Origin of the sequence: Novipirellula aureliae, from assembly GCF_007860185.1 — a bacterium.
Classification (GTDB): domain Bacteria; phylum Planctomycetota; class Planctomycetia; order Pirellulales; family Pirellulaceae; genus Novipirellula_A; species Novipirellula_A aureliae.
This window is the reverse complement of sequence record NZ_SJPY01000003.1, coordinates 777,508-796,481: the sequence shown is the minus strand read 5'-3', so window position 1 is coordinate 796,481 and position 18,974 is coordinate 777,508. Positions and strand designations below refer to the sequence as shown.

General features: G+C 51.5%; 12 protein-coding genes and 1 pseudogene. 12 read left to right on the top strand and 1 reads right to left on the bottom strand.

Translation table 11 applies throughout. The features are described from left to right. Nucleotides 1-358: 358 nt before the first annotated feature. The 5 genes from Q31b_RS12290 (at nucleotide 359) to Q31b_RS12270 (ending at nucleotide 5,821) form a co-directional block, all read left to right on the top strand. Nucleotides 359-1,006, top strand: a complete 648-nt coding sequence (locus Q31b_RS12290) for a hypothetical protein (protein WP_146599942.1) — start codon at nucleotides 359-361, stop codon at nucleotides 1,004-1,006. A 100-nt stretch (nucleotides 1,007-1,106) separates the two neighbouring features. Beyond that, entirely contained in the window at nucleotides 1,107-1,553 is a 447-nt protein-coding gene (locus Q31b_RS12285; RefSeq protein ID WP_197171417.1) for an SMI1/KNR4 family protein, read from the top strand. A gap of 1,070 nt (nucleotides 1,554-2,623) precedes the next feature. Next, nucleotides 2,624-3,214, top strand: coding sequence for an RNA polymerase sigma factor (locus tag Q31b_RS12280; protein ID WP_231617509.1), 591 nt, complete (start codon nucleotides 2,624-2,626; stop codon nucleotides 3,212-3,214). Then, nucleotides 3,211-4,605 carry a serine/threonine-protein kinase gene (locus Q31b_RS12275; protein WP_146599939.1) on the top strand — a complete coding sequence of 465 codons (1,395 nt, stop codon included), beginning with the start codon at nucleotides 3,211-3,213 and terminating at the stop codon, nucleotides 4,603-4,605. Before Q31b_RS12280 ends, Q31b_RS12275 begins: the two co-directional genes overlap by 4 nt. Before the next feature lie 49 nt (nucleotides 4,606-4,654). Next, nucleotides 4,655-5,821 (top strand): hypothetical protein, encoded by a 1,167-nt coding sequence (locus Q31b_RS12270; RefSeq protein WP_146599938.1) that lies wholly within the window; start codon nucleotides 4,655-4,657, stop codon nucleotides 5,819-5,821. A gap of 356 nt (nucleotides 5,822-6,177) precedes the next feature. Here Q31b_RS12270 and Q31b_RS12265 read toward each other — a convergent pair whose 3' ends face one another. Then, entirely contained in the window at nucleotides 6,178-6,396 is a 219-nt protein-coding gene (locus tag Q31b_RS12265) for a hypothetical protein (RefSeq protein ID WP_146599937.1), read from the bottom strand. A gap of 441 nt (nucleotides 6,397-6,837) precedes the next feature. Here Q31b_RS12265 and Q31b_RS12260 point away from each other — a divergent pair, with 441 nt between their 5' ends. The 7 genes and pseudogenes from Q31b_RS12260 to Q31b_RS12230 all read left to right on the top strand — a co-directional run bounded on the left by Q31b_RS12260 (nucleotide 6,838) and on the right by Q31b_RS12230 (nucleotide 18,892). Beyond that, a complete protein-coding gene (locus Q31b_RS12260) occupies nucleotides 6,838-7,527 on the top strand; it encodes an NAD(P)-dependent oxidoreductase (RefSeq protein ID WP_146599936.1) in 690 nt (229 codons plus the stop codon). 740 nt (nucleotides 7,528-8,267) lie between these two features. After that, nucleotides 8,268-9,098: pseudogene (locus Q31b_RS29640) on the top strand (sulfatase/phosphatase domain-containing protein). 63 nt (nucleotides 9,099-9,161) lie between these two features. Further along, nucleotides 9,162-11,780, top strand: a complete 2,619-nt coding sequence (locus tag Q31b_RS12250) for a PDZ domain-containing protein (RefSeq protein ID WP_146599935.1) — start codon at nucleotides 9,162-9,164, stop codon at nucleotides 11,778-11,780. Nucleotides 11,781-11,794: 14 nt separating this feature from the next. Next, on the top strand, nucleotides 11,795-13,255 hold the full coding sequence (locus Q31b_RS12245; protein ID WP_231617506.1) for a sulfatase family protein: 1,461 nt from the start codon (nucleotides 11,795-11,797) through the stop codon (nucleotides 13,253-13,255). A gap of 634 nt (nucleotides 13,256-13,889) precedes the next feature. After that, nucleotides 13,890-15,311, top strand: a complete 1,422-nt coding sequence (locus Q31b_RS12240; RefSeq protein WP_146599934.1) for a protein-transmembrane prediction — start codon at nucleotides 13,890-13,892, stop codon at nucleotides 15,309-15,311. Between the two features lie 500 nt (nucleotides 15,312-15,811). After that, nucleotides 15,812-17,029 (top strand): putative glycoside hydrolase, encoded by a 1,218-nt coding sequence (locus Q31b_RS12235; RefSeq protein WP_231617505.1) that lies wholly within the window; start codon nucleotides 15,812-15,814, stop codon nucleotides 17,027-17,029. A gap of 75 nt (nucleotides 17,030-17,104) precedes the next feature. Continuing rightward, complete coding sequence (locus Q31b_RS12230; RefSeq protein ID WP_146599933.1) at nucleotides 17,105-18,892, top strand: arylsulfatase; 1,788 nt, start codon at nucleotides 17,105-17,107, stop codon at nucleotides 18,890-18,892. The last annotated feature ends 82 nt before the right edge of the window (nucleotides 18,893-18,974 follow it).

Genomic DNA, 18,974 nt, shown 5'->3' with positions numbered 1-18,974 from the left:
ATCGGCCTGTCGATTTAATCGGTTTGACTCGACTTATTGTTTAACGCCAAGCCGTAGGCGACCGCTTTTGGAAAAGCTGACGCCTTCGGCTAAGCGTTAAACGATTAAATCAGCAGGCCGCTATCGCCAAAACGGCTAATGAATCATCCGGGCTAGCGGCAAGCGAGCCGATCCTTCGAGCTCGCGTTAGGCCGTTGAAGCTCGGACCATGCTTGAACTTGGAGTTGACTCCTCTCCTTTTTACGCGCCACTTTGTGTGAACCGGAGCACGGCTTGCCCGCGTTTTGCGATTGAATACCTAATCTTCCCGGCCCGCTGACGGGCAACGTTATGCGTCTACAGGCTAAACCGTTCTGAAATGCCAAAACGAATTGAACGCACCGGATCGACTAACCTCACCGACTCCGAGCTGCTAATCCTAGACAAAGTCGCAATGTTGGGCGGCGTCCGCTCAATGTATTACAACGACATCTTCCCATATCAATTCAACTACCCCGAACACGGGCTCAATGACGAAGTGCTCGTCGCAACATTGGATCGACTTGAATCCGATGGAGTCATCACTGGTGAGTCAACCAAAAATCGGCATGGCAAACCAGATCGAACGATCCGCGTGACTAGACACGGTGGTTTAATTTGGGAATCGGAACGAAAACCGGATTGGACTCGATACCTTACCGATGCTTACGGTTCATCGCGTCTCGATTCAGAACGCCATCGCGTGACGATTTTTGGACATTCACGCCCGATATGTCATTCTTTTTTTGATGCGGGCGTTCAATCTGGATTTCTTGACTATCGCGGTGGCCGAATTGCAACCGCATTTGGAAAACGGAATCTGATATACTGGCGTCCAATCGAAAAGGTATTCATGCTGTCTGCTTGGGTTGAATCGTGGCATTTGGCGACGGACTGGAATCACTTCGAAATGAAACGTTGCTGGTGGCGATTTGCAGACGAAATCGGAAAACTCTGGGGCTGGTCACCGGCGCAAATCGACGCATGAAAAAACATTGCCCCCGAGTCGCGAAGTCGGGGCGTTTTCAAATGGACAATCACCTTTCGCGCCTGGGTGAATGTAGACGTGATCCGATGGAACAATGCAGATGACTGACGACGATCTTACACGTATCGAGCAAGCGTTCGGTGTTCAATTGCCACATGGCTACCGGCAGCTACTGAAATCTCCACCCCGTCTTCTGGTTGCGTTGATGGAGGCATTTGCGAAAGAGGAGACCGAATTGGAGATTCCCATCTATTTGAAAGCTGATGTTGTTGTTGCTGCAAACGAAGAAGTTCGTGATCCAGAAATGGTCTTTGGTCCAGACGAGGAGCCGTGGGATCGTGAACTTTTTGTCATTGGCGGCGACTGCGGCGGAAACCGCTACTGCATAAAGCCAAATTCTGGATCGTCTACCGTTTACGAATGGGATCATTCCGGTGACTGTGACCTCGAGGTTTATGGTGAGACAATTCCCCGCTACGTTGAGCGTTGGTTCGCAGAACTCGGCGAACTCGCAGCAATGGACTGCCGTGAAGACACGACCGAGTGATCGGATCACCAAGCGATGAACGCGGAGTGGCCGACAATGCGTTTTCAAATGGAAGATGAACCGCGGCCACTCGGTTATCTCAACCGTTCGCAGCCTAGGTGAATCCATGTTTCGACTCACACTACGGTTGGCCACTTTATGTGCATGCTGCTGTTTGGCGCGCAGGACGCCAACGTGGATGCTAGACGACCGTCGCTGGCAATCCTCGCGCCCGCGACTGGCGTTTCCGTTCAGCAACTTGCAAATGAGAAGACTACCTGCCCAACACCAGCTATAGCTTCCCCTACGATTGGTCTCACAGTCGTTGATCGGACGGACAACCACCCGATCAACCGCAGTCGGTCACGAGCGTTTAAACTACTTATTACATCAAACTGACCGATGCGGTTACCCCCCCGCGAAGCGTTCCCCCAGGGCATCGATGAACGACTCTCGAAGATTGCAGCGGAACTGGGACGCTCGTTCCCGCCGCGCGGGGCCCCTGCGGCGATCAACGCTAGCCCGGATGATTCATGGACTTGCAAATTGTTTTGCTAACGTCTACGCCTTCAAGCGTTTACGTTCATTGCTCGAAAAACAGTCTGCGTATTAGCCGTTTTGGCGTTAGCGGCCTGCTGATTTAGTCGGTTTGACTCGACTGATTGTTTAACGCCAAGCCATAGGCGACCGCTTATAGAAAAGCTGACGCCTTCGGCTAAGCGTTAAACGATTAAATCGGCAGGCCGCTATCGCCAAAACGGCTAATGAATCATCCGGGCTAGACAAACGGCATGCCTCTTCGCTATCTCGAAAGCCAATCGAACCGACTCTGCCATACAAGCGATCCGGGCATTGTTCTTGTAGGCTGTCTTCAAGGAGCTTTTACGACGCCGACCCGGCAATAAACCGTGATGACGTTTGAGATGATGGCTCCCCACCGCATTTTGGGAGGGCGAAAAATGATGCAATCAGCGAAAAACGATCATTTTTCATTTTATTTTGAATGCCGCGCAAGATCGTCGTCCTTTGATCCGTGATACCCTATAGCACAGGATATCTTCTTAAATAATGGTTGTTTGCGGATAAGCGTTTTGAATTCCGATCCCACGACTCGCCCCAGTTTGCTCGTGCGATTGCAAAATTCGCGTGACGAGCACGCTTGGGCTGAATTCACGGCGATCTACGAACCGGTGATCTACCGTATGACCCGCCGCAGAGGATTGCAAGACGCTGACGCCCGAGAGATTGTCCAGGAGGTATTGTTGTCGATCACAGCCGCGATCGAGCGATTCGACGTCGACGACCCTGGGTCGTTTCGTGGTTGGCTCAGCCGCATCACACGAAACGCCACCATCGACCGACTTCGACAACAATCCGCTCGGGCCGAAACGATTGGCTCCAGTGGTGTCGCGAGACTACTCGACGAAATCGTGGCCAACGAGAGGCTTGAAGATGAGTTTGAAAACGATCGGCGACGACAACTGTTCCGCTGGGCCGCATCGGAAGTTCGCCGCCGTACCGGAGAGCTAAACTGGATGGCATTCTGGAGAACGTCCGTCGACGGCTGCACCGTCGCGGATGTCGCCAAAGAATTGGGGATCGGTGAAGGGGCCGTCTATGTGGCTCGCTGCCGAATTTTGAAACGAATCCGAGAATTGGTGCATAACCGACTAAGCGAATGATTGCAAAAGCCAACCCTCACTACGAAGACGAAACATTGCAAGAACTGCTTGACGAGGTGCTGCCTCCAGCGCAAGTCGACGTGGTCGAGAAACACCTCGCAAACTGCGAAACGTGCCGCAATCGATTGGAACAGTTGGCTGGCGAAAAGCCTTGGTGGGAAGAAACCGTCAATGTACTTTCCAGTCGAACGGAGCCACACGACAGTCAGTCAAGCGAACGACTTGATGCCTCCCTTGATGCATCTCTCGATTGGATCCGTCCACTATTTGATCGGCCGTCTGAAAATGGAATCGGACAAATCCACGATTACGTGGTCGATGGCGTGATCGGCCAAGGAGGCATGGGGGTGGTGCTTCGCGGGACCGATTGCGACTTGAATCGACCCGTTGCGATCAAGGTTTTGTCGCCTCATTTGGCGGGTGTCGGGGCTGCTCGAGAAAGATTCATGCGCGAAGCTAAAGCGGCTGCGGCGATTGTCCATCCCTCGATCGTGCCCATTTACAGCGTCGTGACGACTGCCCGTTTGCCCTACATTGTCATGCCCTTGATTCAAGGCGGCAATTTGCAACAGCGAATCGATCGCGAAGGTCCACTGCCGCTCGACGAAGTGCTTAGCATTGGTCTTCAGATCGCAGAAGGTTTGTCAGCCGCCCATCGCCAGGGGGTCATCCATCGTGACATCAAACCAGCGAACATCTTGATCGAGGAAGGAAATGGCTGCGTCTTGATCAGCGACTTTGGATTGGCAAGAGTGCTTGATGATGCCACGATCACGAAGAGCGGCATGATCGCTGGCACTCCGCAATTCATGAGCCCCGAGCAAGCAAAAGGCGAAGCCGTTGACGCCCGCAGCGATGTGTTCAGTCTCGGTAGCGTCCTGTATACACTCGCGACCGGTCGTCCACCGTTTCGAGCGGAGAGCCCCTTGGCGGTACTTCGCCGGATTTCCGAGTCAAAACCACGATCCATTTTAGAGATTAACGAGCGAATGCCTGATTGGTTTGACACGCTTGTTTCGCAGTTGATGCAGATCGAGATTCGTAAGCGAACGGAGAGTGCCGAGGCGGCTGCCGGGCTGCTCCGCGATGCTCTTGCCCATGTTCGTAATCCAAACGCCCAATCATTACCTCGGTCGCTCGTGCAGAATCGAAACCGCTTTTTGACGGTAGTGACGAGTGTCGTAATCGTCGCGTTTGCTGCTCTTGGATATTGGATTCTCAGTGGAACGATGCCGGATACGCCACAACAAAAGCAAGGCTTCACGACGGACTCGATTCCGCCTCAGCGTGATGCTCAGCTGGATGTTTGGTACGACGTCAAAGCGACCCATGAGTTGAATACGATTCAAGAAAGGCTGAATGAACTATCCGAAGCGGCTTATTCGCAATGAGCACGACGCGTTGAACACCATTTACGATTCTTAGCAAAGGAACCCTTCGATGAAGATAAAATCCGGTCTGATCTACCTGGCTCTCTTGATGCTGATCGTGGGTTCGATATCGCGAGCCGAGGAACCAGAGAACGCAAGTCGCTCCGAAAATGTCACTCAATACGAACAGAGAATGGAAAGGCATCTACGGCCTGTCACCGATCCGACGACGGGTAAGAGGATTTGGGTCTCTGAGCACCGGCCTGTCGGTGATTTTCGGATCAAGCAAGAGCCTTCTTCTCTTGAACGCAAATCGATTCAACTCGCGGAAGAACTACGGGCGATGAGTGCGGATGACGAGAACCGCGAGGCAAAGCTTGCGGAACTGCGCCAGTTGCTCGAAAAGGAGTTTGATCAAAAGCATGCCGAGCATGAACGGGAACTTGCGGAAACACGGCAACGGCTCAGTGTACTTTTGGAGCGACACCAACAACGAAGTGAAAACAAGAACAAGATTGTTGATCGTCGAATGGGTGACTTGATTTCGGGAGAAGCGGTGCTGCAGTGGCAAACGGTTCCGCAACCACGTATTCCGTTGAATTATACCAATCCATTTGCTCCAAATTCTCCACCTCCGGCTCTGACTCCATCTCCCGCTGCCAATACCGATGAGGGCGAGTTAACTCCTCCACCACCGGTCTTCAGTCCACAACCGAATGCACCTAGGTTTGCACCTGGTGAGACAGTTCCATCGCCAATAAGCTCACCAAAGCTGTTTGAGCCACGATCGAGCAACGACACTATTTTTACTTTTGCTCGCCAGTTCGCAGCGGCAAAAGCGGAGCTTGGGGAAGCGGAGACTGCTGATAAGCAAGCGGAGGAACTTCGTCGTAAAGGAGCGATTCCCAACTACGAGCGAATGAAGGAAAAGAACCGACTGGAGAGGGCCATCCAAAATATGGAACTCTACAACATGCACGCCAAAGCGATGCGGGAAACGATGGAGCGAGCGATCGAAGCCCGGAAGGAAGAGTCCGAAAGCAAACGCGAGATGTGGAGTTTAGTCGAGGAGAAATTTGGGCTAGGTATCATGAGCTACATGGAAGTGGTGCAGGCGAAAGAGCGTTCTGCAGCTGCAAAGGAAGCGTTCGAAGTTGCGGTTGCCGAGTTACAGCAGTTTGATGAGGCGATGAAAGCTGTGAATCGAGAGCGGCAGCCGGAGGTGCCGACGTTTTAACCGCCAGTCGTTGGAGACGCAGCCGGCAAGGGGCAGGGAAACGCTTCGCGGGGGAGGGGAAACGCTTGGCGGGGGTAGGGAAACGCTTGGCGGGGGTCAAACTTGATCTTCGGTTTTCAGGTTGTTAGGACGGTTGCTTCCCCTTCAGAATGGGACTGCCGATCATGCCCCGTTAACCACGTTTTGATTATCGTGGGATCACCTCGAGAGAATTGTCCTTGCAATTTGGTTTGTCTCACCCAGACGGATCCGCAAATTTGGTGCGACGTGCAAGAGCGAGGCTATGGAATCCGTGAAATTGCGAAACGAATGAAAAAAGATCGAAGAACAGCAAGGACGGAAAACCGAAGTTTAAGTCAGACTTCCGCGAAGCGTTCCTCTTGTGCGACTCCCTCGATGCCTCGGAGCAAGAAGTGAGGCAGATCGAACATCACTTTGCTGACCGGGAACGGTGTTTCGCCGAAATGACGGCAGCGACTGTATGCGATATTGGACTCCTCCTTCGGCCTCTTTGCTCGGTGCCGACGACGGGCGATTCGTGAACGTCGTCGATCACTTCTCGACCGACGTCGCATTGTTTTCAGGCCGGAGGCCGACACATCGATCGTAATGTGTCGCCCTTATAGCTTCTACCAAACACTAAACTTTGGGCGTTTGGACTTCGCAATGGATCTCCGATCCATTATTGCGAAGTCCAAGCGGACCCCCAAAGTTTCAGCAATTTTCATTGAACACGGTAGCCAGCAGGACGTTTCGGATTTGTCGCCCAGCCGCTTTAACGGCTTCCCGGAGACTTCCGAACGTCCTGCTCCGGGCTATACCTATCCTCCAAAATTCAATCCCTAGCGAACCAAACAAAACGGCAATTGCTCTCAGGGATATCGAGGAGAAAACAGAGAAAGGCTAACGCAAAACGAGAGTAACGGACGTTTGTGTTTTCGCTAGAATGGACGCCGCGAAGTGTTTTCGAGCGTGACTTACAGCGACGCTCAATCGACGTTATTTTTGGTGGTTCAATGAAGAAAGTTTGTATCCTCGGCGCATCAGGTAAACTCGGACAGTACATGGTGCAACACGCCCTCGATCGGGGGTACGAAGTAGTCGGAGTATGCCGGCAGAAGAGCGTTCACAAACTGGAGCGATTTGAAAACCGCATTAAAATCATTCCGGGTGCGACAAATGACCGAGCGGTTGTTGAGAAAGCCGTCGCGGGTTGTGATGGCGTCTTGACGGTACTGGTGCCATGGGGCGTTCAGCAGTATTCATCGGGAACGGCCCAGGCCGTGCTCGACTTTGCAGATGACGGGGCGCGTCTCATCTTCTCGTGCGGTTGGCATATTTCGCGTGACGGCCAAGACGTCTATTCGCGAAAGTTCAAATTGCTTTTGAGCGTGGTTGGCAAAATTGCAAAGCTCCTTCGTTTCGTCGACCTGGATGACCAAGTGGAAGCCTGTCGACGGGTATTCGCCAGCGATAAGCGATGGACCGTTGTGCGGGGTAGCGACCTCGAAGAAGGCGAAAGCCAGGGACTGCCGGTGTGGAGTCGGCATGTGGGCGATGCTGTGCTAGCGAGTAATCGCACGCGACGAATCGACTTCGCACGGTTCATGGTCGAAGCCCTCGATAACGACGACCTGATTCAAGAAGCACCCGCGATTGTCGGTTGCCAAACACCTTCAGCACTTGAACACTCCGAGGAGTCTTGATTCAGGCACTCAATCTCTACAACACCAACAGACTCTATTGATCGGGAGAAACGCTTCGCGGGGGGTCAAACTTGATCTTCGGGTTTCAGACCGTTCGGACGGTTGCTTCCCCTTCATAATGGGACTGCCGATCATGCCCCGCTTGCGGCCTGCTGATTCAATCGGTTTGACTCGACTGATTGTTTAACGCCAAGCCATAGGCGACCGCTTATGGAAAAGCTGACGCCTTCGGCTAAGCGTTAAACGATTAAATCAGCAGGCCGCTTGCCACGTCTTGAATATCCCAACGCCATTTATCATGTGATCCCCCCGCGGTGATGGAAGACAAAAGCTCTATCATGACGTGCGGCATTACAAACGATTGCCTCAAGGTTTGATCGACGAAGTCGACCGGCGCTCATGGCTGGTGATAGCCTATTGCTGGATGCCAAACCCTATTCATGCACTGATTCGCACATCGAGCCCAATCGGTGCAAAGGAATCGTACCTCACCGGGCGTTTTCGGCAGATACGGCTAATCGCAGCATCATGACACAGGGGATGTGCTTGTAGGGTGAGACAAACACCGCAGCAAATCTGTAACGAGACATGATTTTCAGCATTCTACCGATTTTCTTGTCCCCAATTGGCGCTTTTGCGACAGAAACGGTGTAGGCAAACGATCATTGGATGTTGCATTGGATGCGAAAGCACGAAAAGCGTTTGAAATTCTAGTCCGTTCTTTCATCTGCTCTTTCAACATGCCACACTACGAGCAGTTTAAGGATTATGAATTCAAGGCACCTGACAACTGGGTGGAGGGCGCTAACGAAGATCTGCCTCTGGTTGTAAAAGATCATGCGCGAGGTTTTCGGCTTCACGTACAGCGCACCTCCACGCGGGAGCTCTATCTCAGGCAGGTCCGTCGCTTTGCCACTCAAGGATATACGGTCGATCAGCAAGTTGGCCTGATGATGGACAAGCTCAAAGAGAAGGGTTTGCTTGACAATACGATCGTCATCTATACCAGCGACAACGGGCGTTTTCAGGGATCACACGGTCTGTTCGACAAGTGCTTGCTCTACGAGGAATCCATGAAAGCACCTCTGATTGTCTTTGACGGACGGGTGCCGGAATCCAAACGGGGGCGTCGTGAGAATGCATTGATTTCCTCCGTCGATATCGCACCGACCATTCTTTCGCTGGCCGGAGTTGAAGTACCGAAGAGTATGCAGGGCCTCGATTTTCATGCTGTCTTGGATCAGACATAGGACATGTCTCAATGGCGTGATGCCGTTTTTATGGAGAACCTGTTTATCTCATCGATGTACGGTGCGCGGAATAAGCCCAACGCTGATGAACTCAATGCTAAGATGATTTCCGAAAACAAATCGTATCGTTCTCGGGGTGTATGTACTGGCCGCTGGAAGTACTTTATCTACAATGAACAAAATCCTGCTGTTGAAGAGTTATACGATCTGGAAAAAGATCCGCAGGAACAGAATAACCTGGTTGACAATCCAGAGTATGCTGAGGTCCTGGGCAAGTTGCGCAAGCGAACCGAAGAGCTGTATTTGGAAGCTGTTCAGTGAACCGGGGAGATGATCAGAAACCTTTTACCCTTCCACAACGCGTGTCGATAAGGAGCTGGTGTTATGAGGCGGTTGTACGGAGGAGTGGTTGGCCTTCTGTTTCTAGGCTGTTCGGTTTTTGCGGAGGAGATTCACGTTGCGGCAAACGGCAATGATATGAATAAGGGAACCTTGTCTTCTCCCTTGGCCACTCTCGGCGCAGCTCAGGATGCACTGCGCCAAACCGGTCGCTTGGGCAAGGAGCCCTGTGCTGTTGTAATCCATGCGGGTACGTATCGGCTCAGCAAGCCTCTGGTCTTGGGCCCGGCCGACTGCGGCAGTGAAGATGCTCCGGTGGTTTACCGCGCAGCGGTCGATGAAGATGTCGTTATCACAGGTGCCCAACGGATTACGAGTGCGTGGGAGGCCTGGAAAGATAGAATCGTCCGTACGCAACTGGGAAAGACCGAGGCTATCGACCAATTCTTTGTCAATGGCGAGCGTCAGCATATGGCGCGTTATCCCAACCATGGCGCAGGTTTTGTGCCGGCCGGTGGAAATTCAGAACGAGGTGCCAGGGCTGGAACCCCTCCTTATACCGGATGTACGCCCGATGCCTGGGATGATAGTAGGGCTGCCGGGTGGATAGATCCTACCGGCGCATTCATGCATGGTATGCATGGAGGACTTTGGGGCAGTCAGCACTATCGCGTGTTGGGTAAGAATGCAAATGGATCTCTCAACTATGAGGGCGGTTGGCAGAACAATCGAGCAGGCAAGCCTCATGCCAGTTACCGCATGATTGAGAATGTGTTTGAAGAACTTGACGCCCCCGGTGAGTGGTTTCATGACACCAAACAAGGATATCTTTACTACCAACCTGCCAAGAATGTGGACATGGCCTCTGCCTCTTTCGAAGCCGTACAACAGATCAAGCACTTGATTGAGATTTATGGGGATACGCAACAACCCGTGGCGGAAATGGATATTCTAAACAGTGGCAATCGCCTCGAGCACACGCTGGTGAAAACCTACGAGACCACCCGACCTGTGAAGAACATTCGCATTGAAGGGATCCGATTTACCGGAACAGCCCGGACCTTTATGGAGACCAGAGAGCCGCTGCTGCGTAGCGACTGGAGTATTTATCGCGGCGGTGCCGTCCATCTTAGGGGCACTGAAGCCATTGTCATTGAACGCTGTGATTTTGAAGAACTGGGCGGCAATGCCGTTTTTGTGGATGGCTACAATCGCAACGTCACCGTTCGCAGCAACCGCTTCAAGAACAACGGCGCTTCCGATTTGAATTTTGTCGGATCTTTTGCCGCCGTTCGCGACCCAGCCTTTAGCCACGGCGCGTCGGCACGTCCCCTTGATGAAGTGGATACAGCCATTGGCCCTAAGTCCGATGAGTATCCAGCCGATTGCCTGGTGGAAGATAATCTCATGACGTTATGCGGGCGCTTCGAGAAGCAGACCAGTGGCGTTAACCTCTCGATGTCATCGCGTATTACCATACGCCACAACACCATTAGTCATACCCCGCGTGCGGCCATCAACATCTGTGACGGCACCTGGGGTGGTCATCTGCTTGAATGGAACGATTGCTTTGAGACCGTTTTGGAAACACACGATCATGGCGCCTTCAATTCCTGGGGCCGTGATCGCTACTGGCATCGAGCAGGAACATCGGGGCCCTCCGAAAAAGACAAAGATGGCATCCCCATGATTACTCACTGGATTAATAGATATCCTAATTGTCCCCGTTGGGATGCATATCAGACGACCATCATCCGCAGCAATCGCATGCACTGCGACCATGGCTGGAGTATTGATTTGGATGATGGTTCCACCAACTATCAGGTTTACAATAATCTCTGCCTCACCGGCGGGTTGAAAACACGTGAGGGTTACTATCGCACCTTTACCAACAACGTCGTGATCGGCAACGTATACACCTGCAACGTTCCCTATCCCAAGCCCACCCATGACCAATATGAACGGAACCTAATGTGGGGAAAGGGCTATCAGTCCACCAAACCACTGCTTTGGGGTGGCACGAGAAATTACAACTTCCTCCACGGCCCGGACGCAACGGAAACGGGGCCCGCAACGGCATTACAGGATCAATCGAGGGATGATCCTGACAGTCTTTATGGGAACGCCCGTTTTCTATCGCCCGAGGAGGGTGATTTCCGCGTGGCTAGTGATTCGCCGGCACTCCGAATCGGATTCCAGAACTTCCCCATGACCGGCTTTGGTGTGACCTCTGCCCGACGGAAGGCCCAGGCTGCGTTTCCTACGATTCGGATGCCCGAGGTGTATGTCACGAACGAGATGGAGGAGTTTGTCACCAACGAATCTAGGCCCGTCAGAGGGGGCGGCAGGAGGGGTGACAGAGGACCCGTCAGGGTCAGAACCAAGCAAGTGCTCGGAGCTGATGTCAAGTCTCTAACCACCGATGGGGAAGTCTCCGCCGCCGGCATGTATAGCAAATCCGGGGTGATCCTTCTCACGGTTGCGCCTAAGAGTCAGATGGCCCTGTTTGGTTTCCGAGACGACGATGTCGTTTTGGAAATCGATGGCATCGAAATCTCCGACGACGATCACCTTATCAACCGGATGCAAAATTTAGTAGCGGGCGAACACACAGCGAAGGTCTGGCGTGCTCAGGAGCCTCTTACTTTGAGTTTTATAAAATAAACCCTTTCAAGCGATTGGAGAGTATTGGAATGAGTAAGCAATATTGTCGTTGTGAGTTTTTCAAATTATCGAGTGCCTTTATGGTAGGGGGTATACTACTCGGCTGTGTGAGCACATCCGTTTTCGCCGCCCAGTTGAAAGATCGTCCCAATGTCATTCTTTGCATGTGTGATGATTTGGGCTGGGGGGATGTTGCCTATCACGGAACAAACCCGGACATCAAGACTCCGCATCTAGATAAAATGGCCGCGAACGGTTTGCAATTTAGCCGTTTTTACGCGGGAGCCCCCGTTTGTTCGCCCACTCGCGGCAGTGTGCTCACGGGCAGGCACCCTTATCGCTACGGTGTCGAATTTGCCAATGTGGGGCACATGAAATCTCAAGAGCTTACCCTAGCTGAAGCCTTGAAGCCCCTTGATTATTCCACTGGACATTTTGGCAAGTGGCATTTGGGCACATTGACAAAAACGATCAAAGATGGACGTAAAGGTGGTCGTCCGGAAAATGACCAGCATTATTCTCCTCCCTGGGAGAACGGTTTCGATGCGTGTTTTTCTACCGAGCAAGCGCTCCCGACCTGGAATCCCATGGAAAAGCAACCCTTTCTTACTCGCTACTGGACAGGTCCGGACCAATTTGTACCGCTTGATGACGACAGCTTAAAAGGTGACGATTCGCGGGTGATCATGGATCGGGCGATCCCGTTTATCCAGAATGCTGTTAAACAGCAGAAGCCCTTTCTGGCGGTGATCTGGTTCCATACTCCCCATTCCCCGACCGTTGCGGGCCCTGAATACAAAGCCATGTACTCGGATCTTGATGATAACCATCAGCATTATTATGGCTGCGTCACCGCAATGGATGAACAAATGGGCCGCTTGAGAAAGGAGTTAAAAGATCTGGGCGTGGCGGACAATACCATGCTGTGGTTTTGCAGTGACAATGGCCCAGCCGGCGCAGGTGGCGGGACCCGACAAACTCCGGGAAAACAGCAACAGGGTTCACCCGGTCCTTACCGTGGGCGCAAAGGGAGTCTCTATGAAGGGGGTGTGCGTGTCCCAGGCCTACTGGAATGGCCCGCAAAAATTCAATCCCACCGGATAACTCCTGTCCCATGCAGCACCAGTGATTATTTGCCGACAATCTTGGACGTCTTAGGGCTTCAAACGGACAACACGACGAAACCGGTTGACGGCATTAGCTTGGTCCCGCTGATCAATGGAAAAATGGACAGCCGGACGTTACCGATTGGTTTTCAATCGCGAAAACAGCAATCGTTAACGGATAACCAATATAAGCTCTATAGCCGTGACAGCGGTAAAACATATGAGCTGTATGACCTGGAGAATGATCCGTATGAGACATCGGACATTGCTGCAGCGAATCCGGAAGTCGTGGAGTCCATGAAGAAATCACTTCAGGAGTGGATTGAGTCCTGTCAAAATAGCAGCAATGGTCTTGATTACAACGATTGACGCCGTATCGCGTGATCGCTGAAAACGTCTTTGACGCACCCTCGATCCGGTTATCCCTCAATGGGTTGCGTCTCCGCAGAGCCCCCGTCTGTTTCACCGGCCTCTTCAAAGGGAAACGAACAAAACACTTTGAACACCACACTTTGAACACCCGAGACATGCCAATAAAAATCTCGGGGGTTCGGGGGCCGGCCCCTGATCAGTCTGAACTTTTACACTAATCGTGAATTAAAGTTGTCTCACTATCGTTGACACGTTCCGTGGCCCTGATCATCCTGAACTTTTACACCAATCGTGAATAAAAGTTGCCTCACAATCGTTGACACATTCCGGTGGGTCTACCAAATTGGATCCGAAAATGGCAGGCGACGCCGCAGCCAACTAAGTCGTTAAGGAGAGCCATACCTATACGCCTGACTATTTCAGGTTGCTCTCAAAGTTACAATCTCGATAGGATCATTTTCCACCATCGCGATATTGAGAAGAATTGGAATCACTTCACCCATAGCCCGGAATCAAAATGAGTGCAGGGTGAGTAGGGCTCGTTCGAACAATTCCGGCCAACCAAGTGGTCCAATCACGGGCAATGGTTTTCATAAACAGATCAACAAACATTTTAAACACAGAGGCATTCATGATCACAATCACTCCAACACGCAGTAAGAAACGACTTGCCCAGTTGAAATACGTAAGCTTGGTGATGGTGACTTCCGTATGGGGGCTGGGTGTAGGTACCCAAGAGACAGTAAACGCACAGACCGTGGTGGCTGTTTCGTCAGTTGCGGAACTGCAGGCCGCCATGGAAAAGAGCAATCAACATATCAAAATGCAGCCCGGTAAATATGATATGGGCACCCAAAGACTCAAATTGTCTGGGAACAACAATATTATTGAATTAGAGGATGCCTATTTTTCCTGGGTCGTGGGTGACCTTACCGGAGGCCGGATGAGTATCACCGGAGAGGGAAACACCATTCGAAATGGAGAGTTCGAAGATGTCTACTATAATGGCATGACGGAGGTAACTGATTTTACCGCTTACAACAAAGATCGCCAGAAACTTGCCATAGGCGGTGGCTCCAACATTTCGATAACCGGAGACAACAATCGATTAGAAGGGTTTAAGATGACCGTTAGAGGATCGTATCCTTATGGATATGGATCCATGTATGGAATAGGAGCGAAACGTGCATTGAGACACGATAAGCACGGTGGCATCGTAATCAAAGCAAAAAACACAGTGCTCGACGGAGTTGAAGTTCAGCAGCAGGCTTTTTGCCACGCCATCTTTATGCAAAGGCCAGCTGATAATACGGTGATAAAGAATTGCCTTGTGGAAGGGGTCGTTAGGCCGACCAATGATATGTACAAGGAAACAGACCCCCAATCCCTGCCAAGCCAATTCGATTACACCATGCCCTTTGGCATTGCTGGTGAAACCAATCGACCCGGTGTGCCCATTCCCAGAGACCATATGTTCACGCTGACAGAAGATGGCATCAGGGTCTATACCGGTGGCGGTAGTGTGAGAGTGGAAAATACGACGGTGAAGAAGACCAGAGGCGGCATAAGGTTGTATCTGGCTAGCCGCGCCACGGTGATCAATTCCCAAGCCATCGATTGCGGGTCGACCAATTTCAACCTGCCCAGTGGAGGTAAGATCACTGGCTCAAGTGGCAATTTTGCCTACGGGCCCTTCAGCGATTTCAGACTTGGCAAATCCAACCAGACAATCGACGTGACCCTATTGCCTTCACCCAATGCCATGGGTGACCACAATATCGCCAACATTCAAGGCGTGGGTCACAACATCGTATTTAGACGGGCCCCAGGTCCCCGCGATACAACGACTCGCCCCATTGTGGTCACGGGGAAAAACTGCACCATCAGAAATGAGACCGAGTACAACATCGTTCTATCATCATCTGCGAGCGGAAACTCCATCGAGAGTTTTGGGAAGGTCACGGATCATGGCAAAGATAACAAAGTCATCCAAATCACAGTCGATGTTGATCCGGTGTCGTCGGAGACACCGGGAATATCATCAACACGCTGACCGATCTCCAGTACGCCGACACGGGACGACTTTACGATAGCGTTGGTGTTGAAGGTGGCGAAAAGTTCCAAGTCAACAAAAGTCGTTGCCTAACTACCAACCTTTCTCTGTCGACGGGCTTAGCTTTCCGAAATTGGGCCTCCGTCGAATCCGTTCGTCTTGTGTCGAAGGCGAAGCTGAGACGGCGAGTCTGAAAGCGATCACATTCCCGCCCGTAAATCGTCAAGCTCATCAAAATACACAGCGAAATTGATCAAGAGTTTTGGGTTTGTTAAACACAGCGGAACTCGTCAAGCGTTTCGGATCGCTGACCTGCGGCTAATTGCGGCCACCGCTTTGCGGTTCCTAAACGCCTCGGGCGACCAGGAATCCAGGAATCCAGGAATCCTTCGGCCGACAAGAGAAACGAAAAAACGCAGTTCCAAAATGCTTGAGCTATTTCTGCTAGAATGAACCACAACACTTACCCTGCTCACGCCATTCTTACATTGAAGACGAAAATGAAAAAGAAACTGCCTCAAGCTATGGTTGTGCTGATGATCTTGTTGTCATTGGCTGTACCAACTCATTCAATTGCTCAGGAATCTCAGAAAACAGACAAAGCGACTGCTTGGACTTTAAGTGATGGTAGTCAATTTGTTCCTAAGTCATGTTTCCCCGAATTTAGCTGGGAAACGACTCCGATGTACTATCATTTCGGTGATATTGACCGGGTGTTAAAGCCTGAAGAGGTAAAGTTCATATCTGAAAGAACGGGTTTTATTTGTATTGAAAAATCACATGGTTTTAAAATGCTTGGTGATGCAGTGCTTGGGGCAAAGCACGAAGCAGACGCATTTCATGAAATGAAACCAGACACCAAGGTGCTGTACTACTTTAACTCGTTGATCGCTTGGCCTTTTACTCAGTTCAACAAAGAATTTACTCCAGCTGGAATTGCTAAAAACCCTGACTTAAAAGAATTTCTAATTCGTAATTCGAGGACGGGAGAGCTTCAGTTCATGGAGAATAGAAATGGTGCCGACGTGGCCTACTCTTTTAATGCTCTCAACCCTGAATTCCGGACGTGGTGGATTGACTCGGTGATGAAGGGCCTCGAGATTTCCGATTGTGATGGAGTATTTATTGATCGAATGAATGTGGCTGGCCGTCCGGGCGACGCCAAGGAGAAGGTCAAAGGTGAAATGATGGCCGCACTAAGAGAAAGACTGGGGCCCGATAAGATACTTCTTGGGAACAATGCGGCCGATAATGAAGAGGTTTTCTCGTCTTGTGATGCGTTTATGTTTGAACATGCTAAACCTGAAAAGATCACAAAGGAAAACATTCTTAAAGAATGGGGTGACCTGCTTCGGGTCGCCAAAGCTGGAAAGATTTCGGTTTACCGTTTTGGGGTTAAAGGAGGTTCTCGCCCTGCAGCAGGCGTTGAGGAAACACCTACAGAGAAAATGGCGAGATGGTCGCGAGAGCAGTTTGAGTTTTACCAGGCGTGTTATCTTATTGGGGCACAACCTTATTCCTACTTTCAGTTCAACTGGGGTTGGAACTTGAGCGACGGAAATCTAGTGGATTACCCTGGAATTTTGAAACGACTTGGACCCCCAAAAGACGCCTATAAACGTGTCACCCCCGACGGGTGGGAATTTACACGCGAGTTTGAGCATGCCAGCATTTGGGTCGATACGGATAAAAGAACAGCGAAAATCACCTGGCGATAATGGCGATGCCACTCGCGATTGCAGAATCGCGCAACCCGACTCCCATTTCAACTGAAGCAATATTCAAATCCAGACATGAATTACAAAATTCGGATACCAAGGGTTCCCACTGTTTCCCCAACGGTGTTGGCACTCTTCGCCCTCGGTCTTTCCAGCCTATCGTTGCAGGCAGCCGAAAATCAACGACCCAATGTGATTCTGGTACTGACCGATGATCAGGGATATGGCGATTTTTCTGTGCACGGAAACCCGGTATTGCAAACACCTGTGCTGGATAAGCTGCATGATCGGAGCATTCGCTTTACAGACTTTCATGTGGCGCCCATGTGCACTCCCACAAGGGCGCAATTGCTGACTGGGCGGGATGCCGTGGACAACGGCGCCACGGCTGTCTGTATGGGGCGATCGATGCCACGCGAGGATCTTCCCATGATGGCTGACATCTTCAAAGCATCTGGTTATCGAACTGCACACTTTGGCAAGTGGCATCTGGGTGATAGCTATCCATACCGACCTCAAGATAGAGGCTTTGAAGAATCAGTAACCTTTGGTGCCTTTGGCATTGGATCGATCGCGGATTGGTATGGTAACACCTACTGGTCCGCCAATTTTCGGCATAGCGGTGCAATGCAACGATCCGAGGGATACTGCACGGACGTTTGGTTTGATATGGCCCTTGATTATCTAGAGGACTGGAAAGAGGGTTCCGATCCATTCTTTCTGTATCTGCCCACCAACTGCCCACACGATCCCCACCTATGCGATGATAGGTACTCAGATCCTTATCTTGCAAAGGGAATCGATCCCGTTGTTGCTAAGTTCTTTGGCCAGATTGCCAATATCGATGAAAACATGGGGCGCCTGCTGGACAGGCTTGACCAGAGCGGTCTGGCTGACAATACCCTTCTTATTTACATGTCCGATAATGGCACGGCCAAAGGGCATAGCGTCTTCAATGCCGGCATGCGAGGAAGCAAGAAAGATCCCTATGACGGAGGGCACAGGGTTCCCTTATTCATCCGTTGGCCTAGCGGGAACCTGGGGGCACCAAGAGACATTGAGACCTTGACTCAATGCCAAGACATACTCCCCACGTTGATTGACTGGTGCAAGCTGCAGATCCCGAAAGAGGCCGATTTTGACGGCTCCTCCTTGGCGCCGCTGCTGTCAGAGGATCCCGACGCATTGAACGATCGAATGCTGGTGGTTGAGTATGACAATCCCTATCGCCCCGGAGACAACAAGGCGGTCATGTGGAAGAAGTGGCGTCTGGTAAAAGGCCGCGAACTGTATGACATTTCTGTGGACCCAGGACAGGCAACCGATGTCGCAGGCAAACACCCCGAAGTCGTTCGTCACATGCAGAGTTACTACCAACAGTGGAAACAGGAAGCCATGCAGGGGTACAATCAAAAACGGTTGATCCACTTGGGGTCGGAAGCGCAGAATCCACTGATGCTGTACTCTTCGGATTGGCAGGGAGACTACGCTGACAATATCAATAACCTTGTTGCCGGCGATCGCATTGGTTCATGGGACGTTTCGGTTGAGCAACCGGGCATGTATGAATTCACGCTCTCTCGCTGGCATCCTGCGTCAGGTCTGGCACTCACCGAATCAATCAAGGACGCTCGGGGGCGTGGCAGAGGGGCGATTCCTGTCAAGCAAGCCAGGCTGAAAATCGGGGCGTTTGACCAAACGGTCAGCACGACCGCAGATCAGACTGATGTGAAGTTTCGTGTTGAACTTCCCAAGGGAAATCACAAAGTCGAGACCTGGTTGATGGACGCAGATGGGCAACCGCTATGCAGTGCTTATTACACGCAAGCGGAGCATGTTCATCGCGTTGCAGACACGGACTGAGCTCCGCTCCATCCGGCCTATCCCGGATGATTCATTAGCCGTTTTGGCGATAGCGGGCTGTCGATTTAATCGGTTTGACTCG

Bases quoted from the DNA above. Each gene is read 5' to 3' on its own strand.
- Q31b_RS12235 (WP_231617505.1), top strand. From the start codon at position 15,812: ATGAAAAAGAAACTGCCTCAAGCTATGGTTGTGCTGATGATCTTGTTG.
- Q31b_RS12260 (WP_146599936.1), top strand. From the start codon at position 6,838: ATGAAGAAAGTTTGTATCCTCGGCGCATCAGGTAAACTCGGACAGTAC.
- Q31b_RS12230 (WP_146599933.1), top strand. From the start codon at position 17,105: ATGAATTACAAAATTCGGATACCAAGGGTTCCCACTGTTTCCCCAACG.
- Q31b_RS12275 (WP_146599939.1), top strand. From the start codon at position 3,211: ATGATTGCAAAAGCCAACCCTCACTACGAAGACGAAACATTGCAAGAA.
- Q31b_RS12240 (WP_146599934.1), top strand. From the start codon at position 13,890: ATGATCACAATCACTCCAACACGCAGTAAGAAACGACTTGCCCAGTTG.
- Q31b_RS12265 (WP_146599937.1), bottom strand. From the start codon at position 6,396: ATGCGACGTCGGTCGAGAAGTGATCGACGACGTTCACGAATCGCCCGT.
- Q31b_RS12285 (WP_197171417.1), top strand. From the start codon at position 1,107: ATGACTGACGACGATCTTACACGTATCGAGCAAGCGTTCGGTGTTCAA.
- Q31b_RS12250 (WP_146599935.1), top strand. From the start codon at position 9,162: ATGAGGCGGTTGTACGGAGGAGTGGTTGGCCTTCTGTTTCTAGGCTGT.
- Q31b_RS12270 (WP_146599938.1), top strand. From the start codon at position 4,655: ATGAAGATAAAATCCGGTCTGATCTACCTGGCTCTCTTGATGCTGATC.
- Q31b_RS12290 (WP_146599942.1), top strand. From the start codon at position 359: ATGCCAAAACGAATTGAACGCACCGGATCGACTAACCTCACCGACTCC.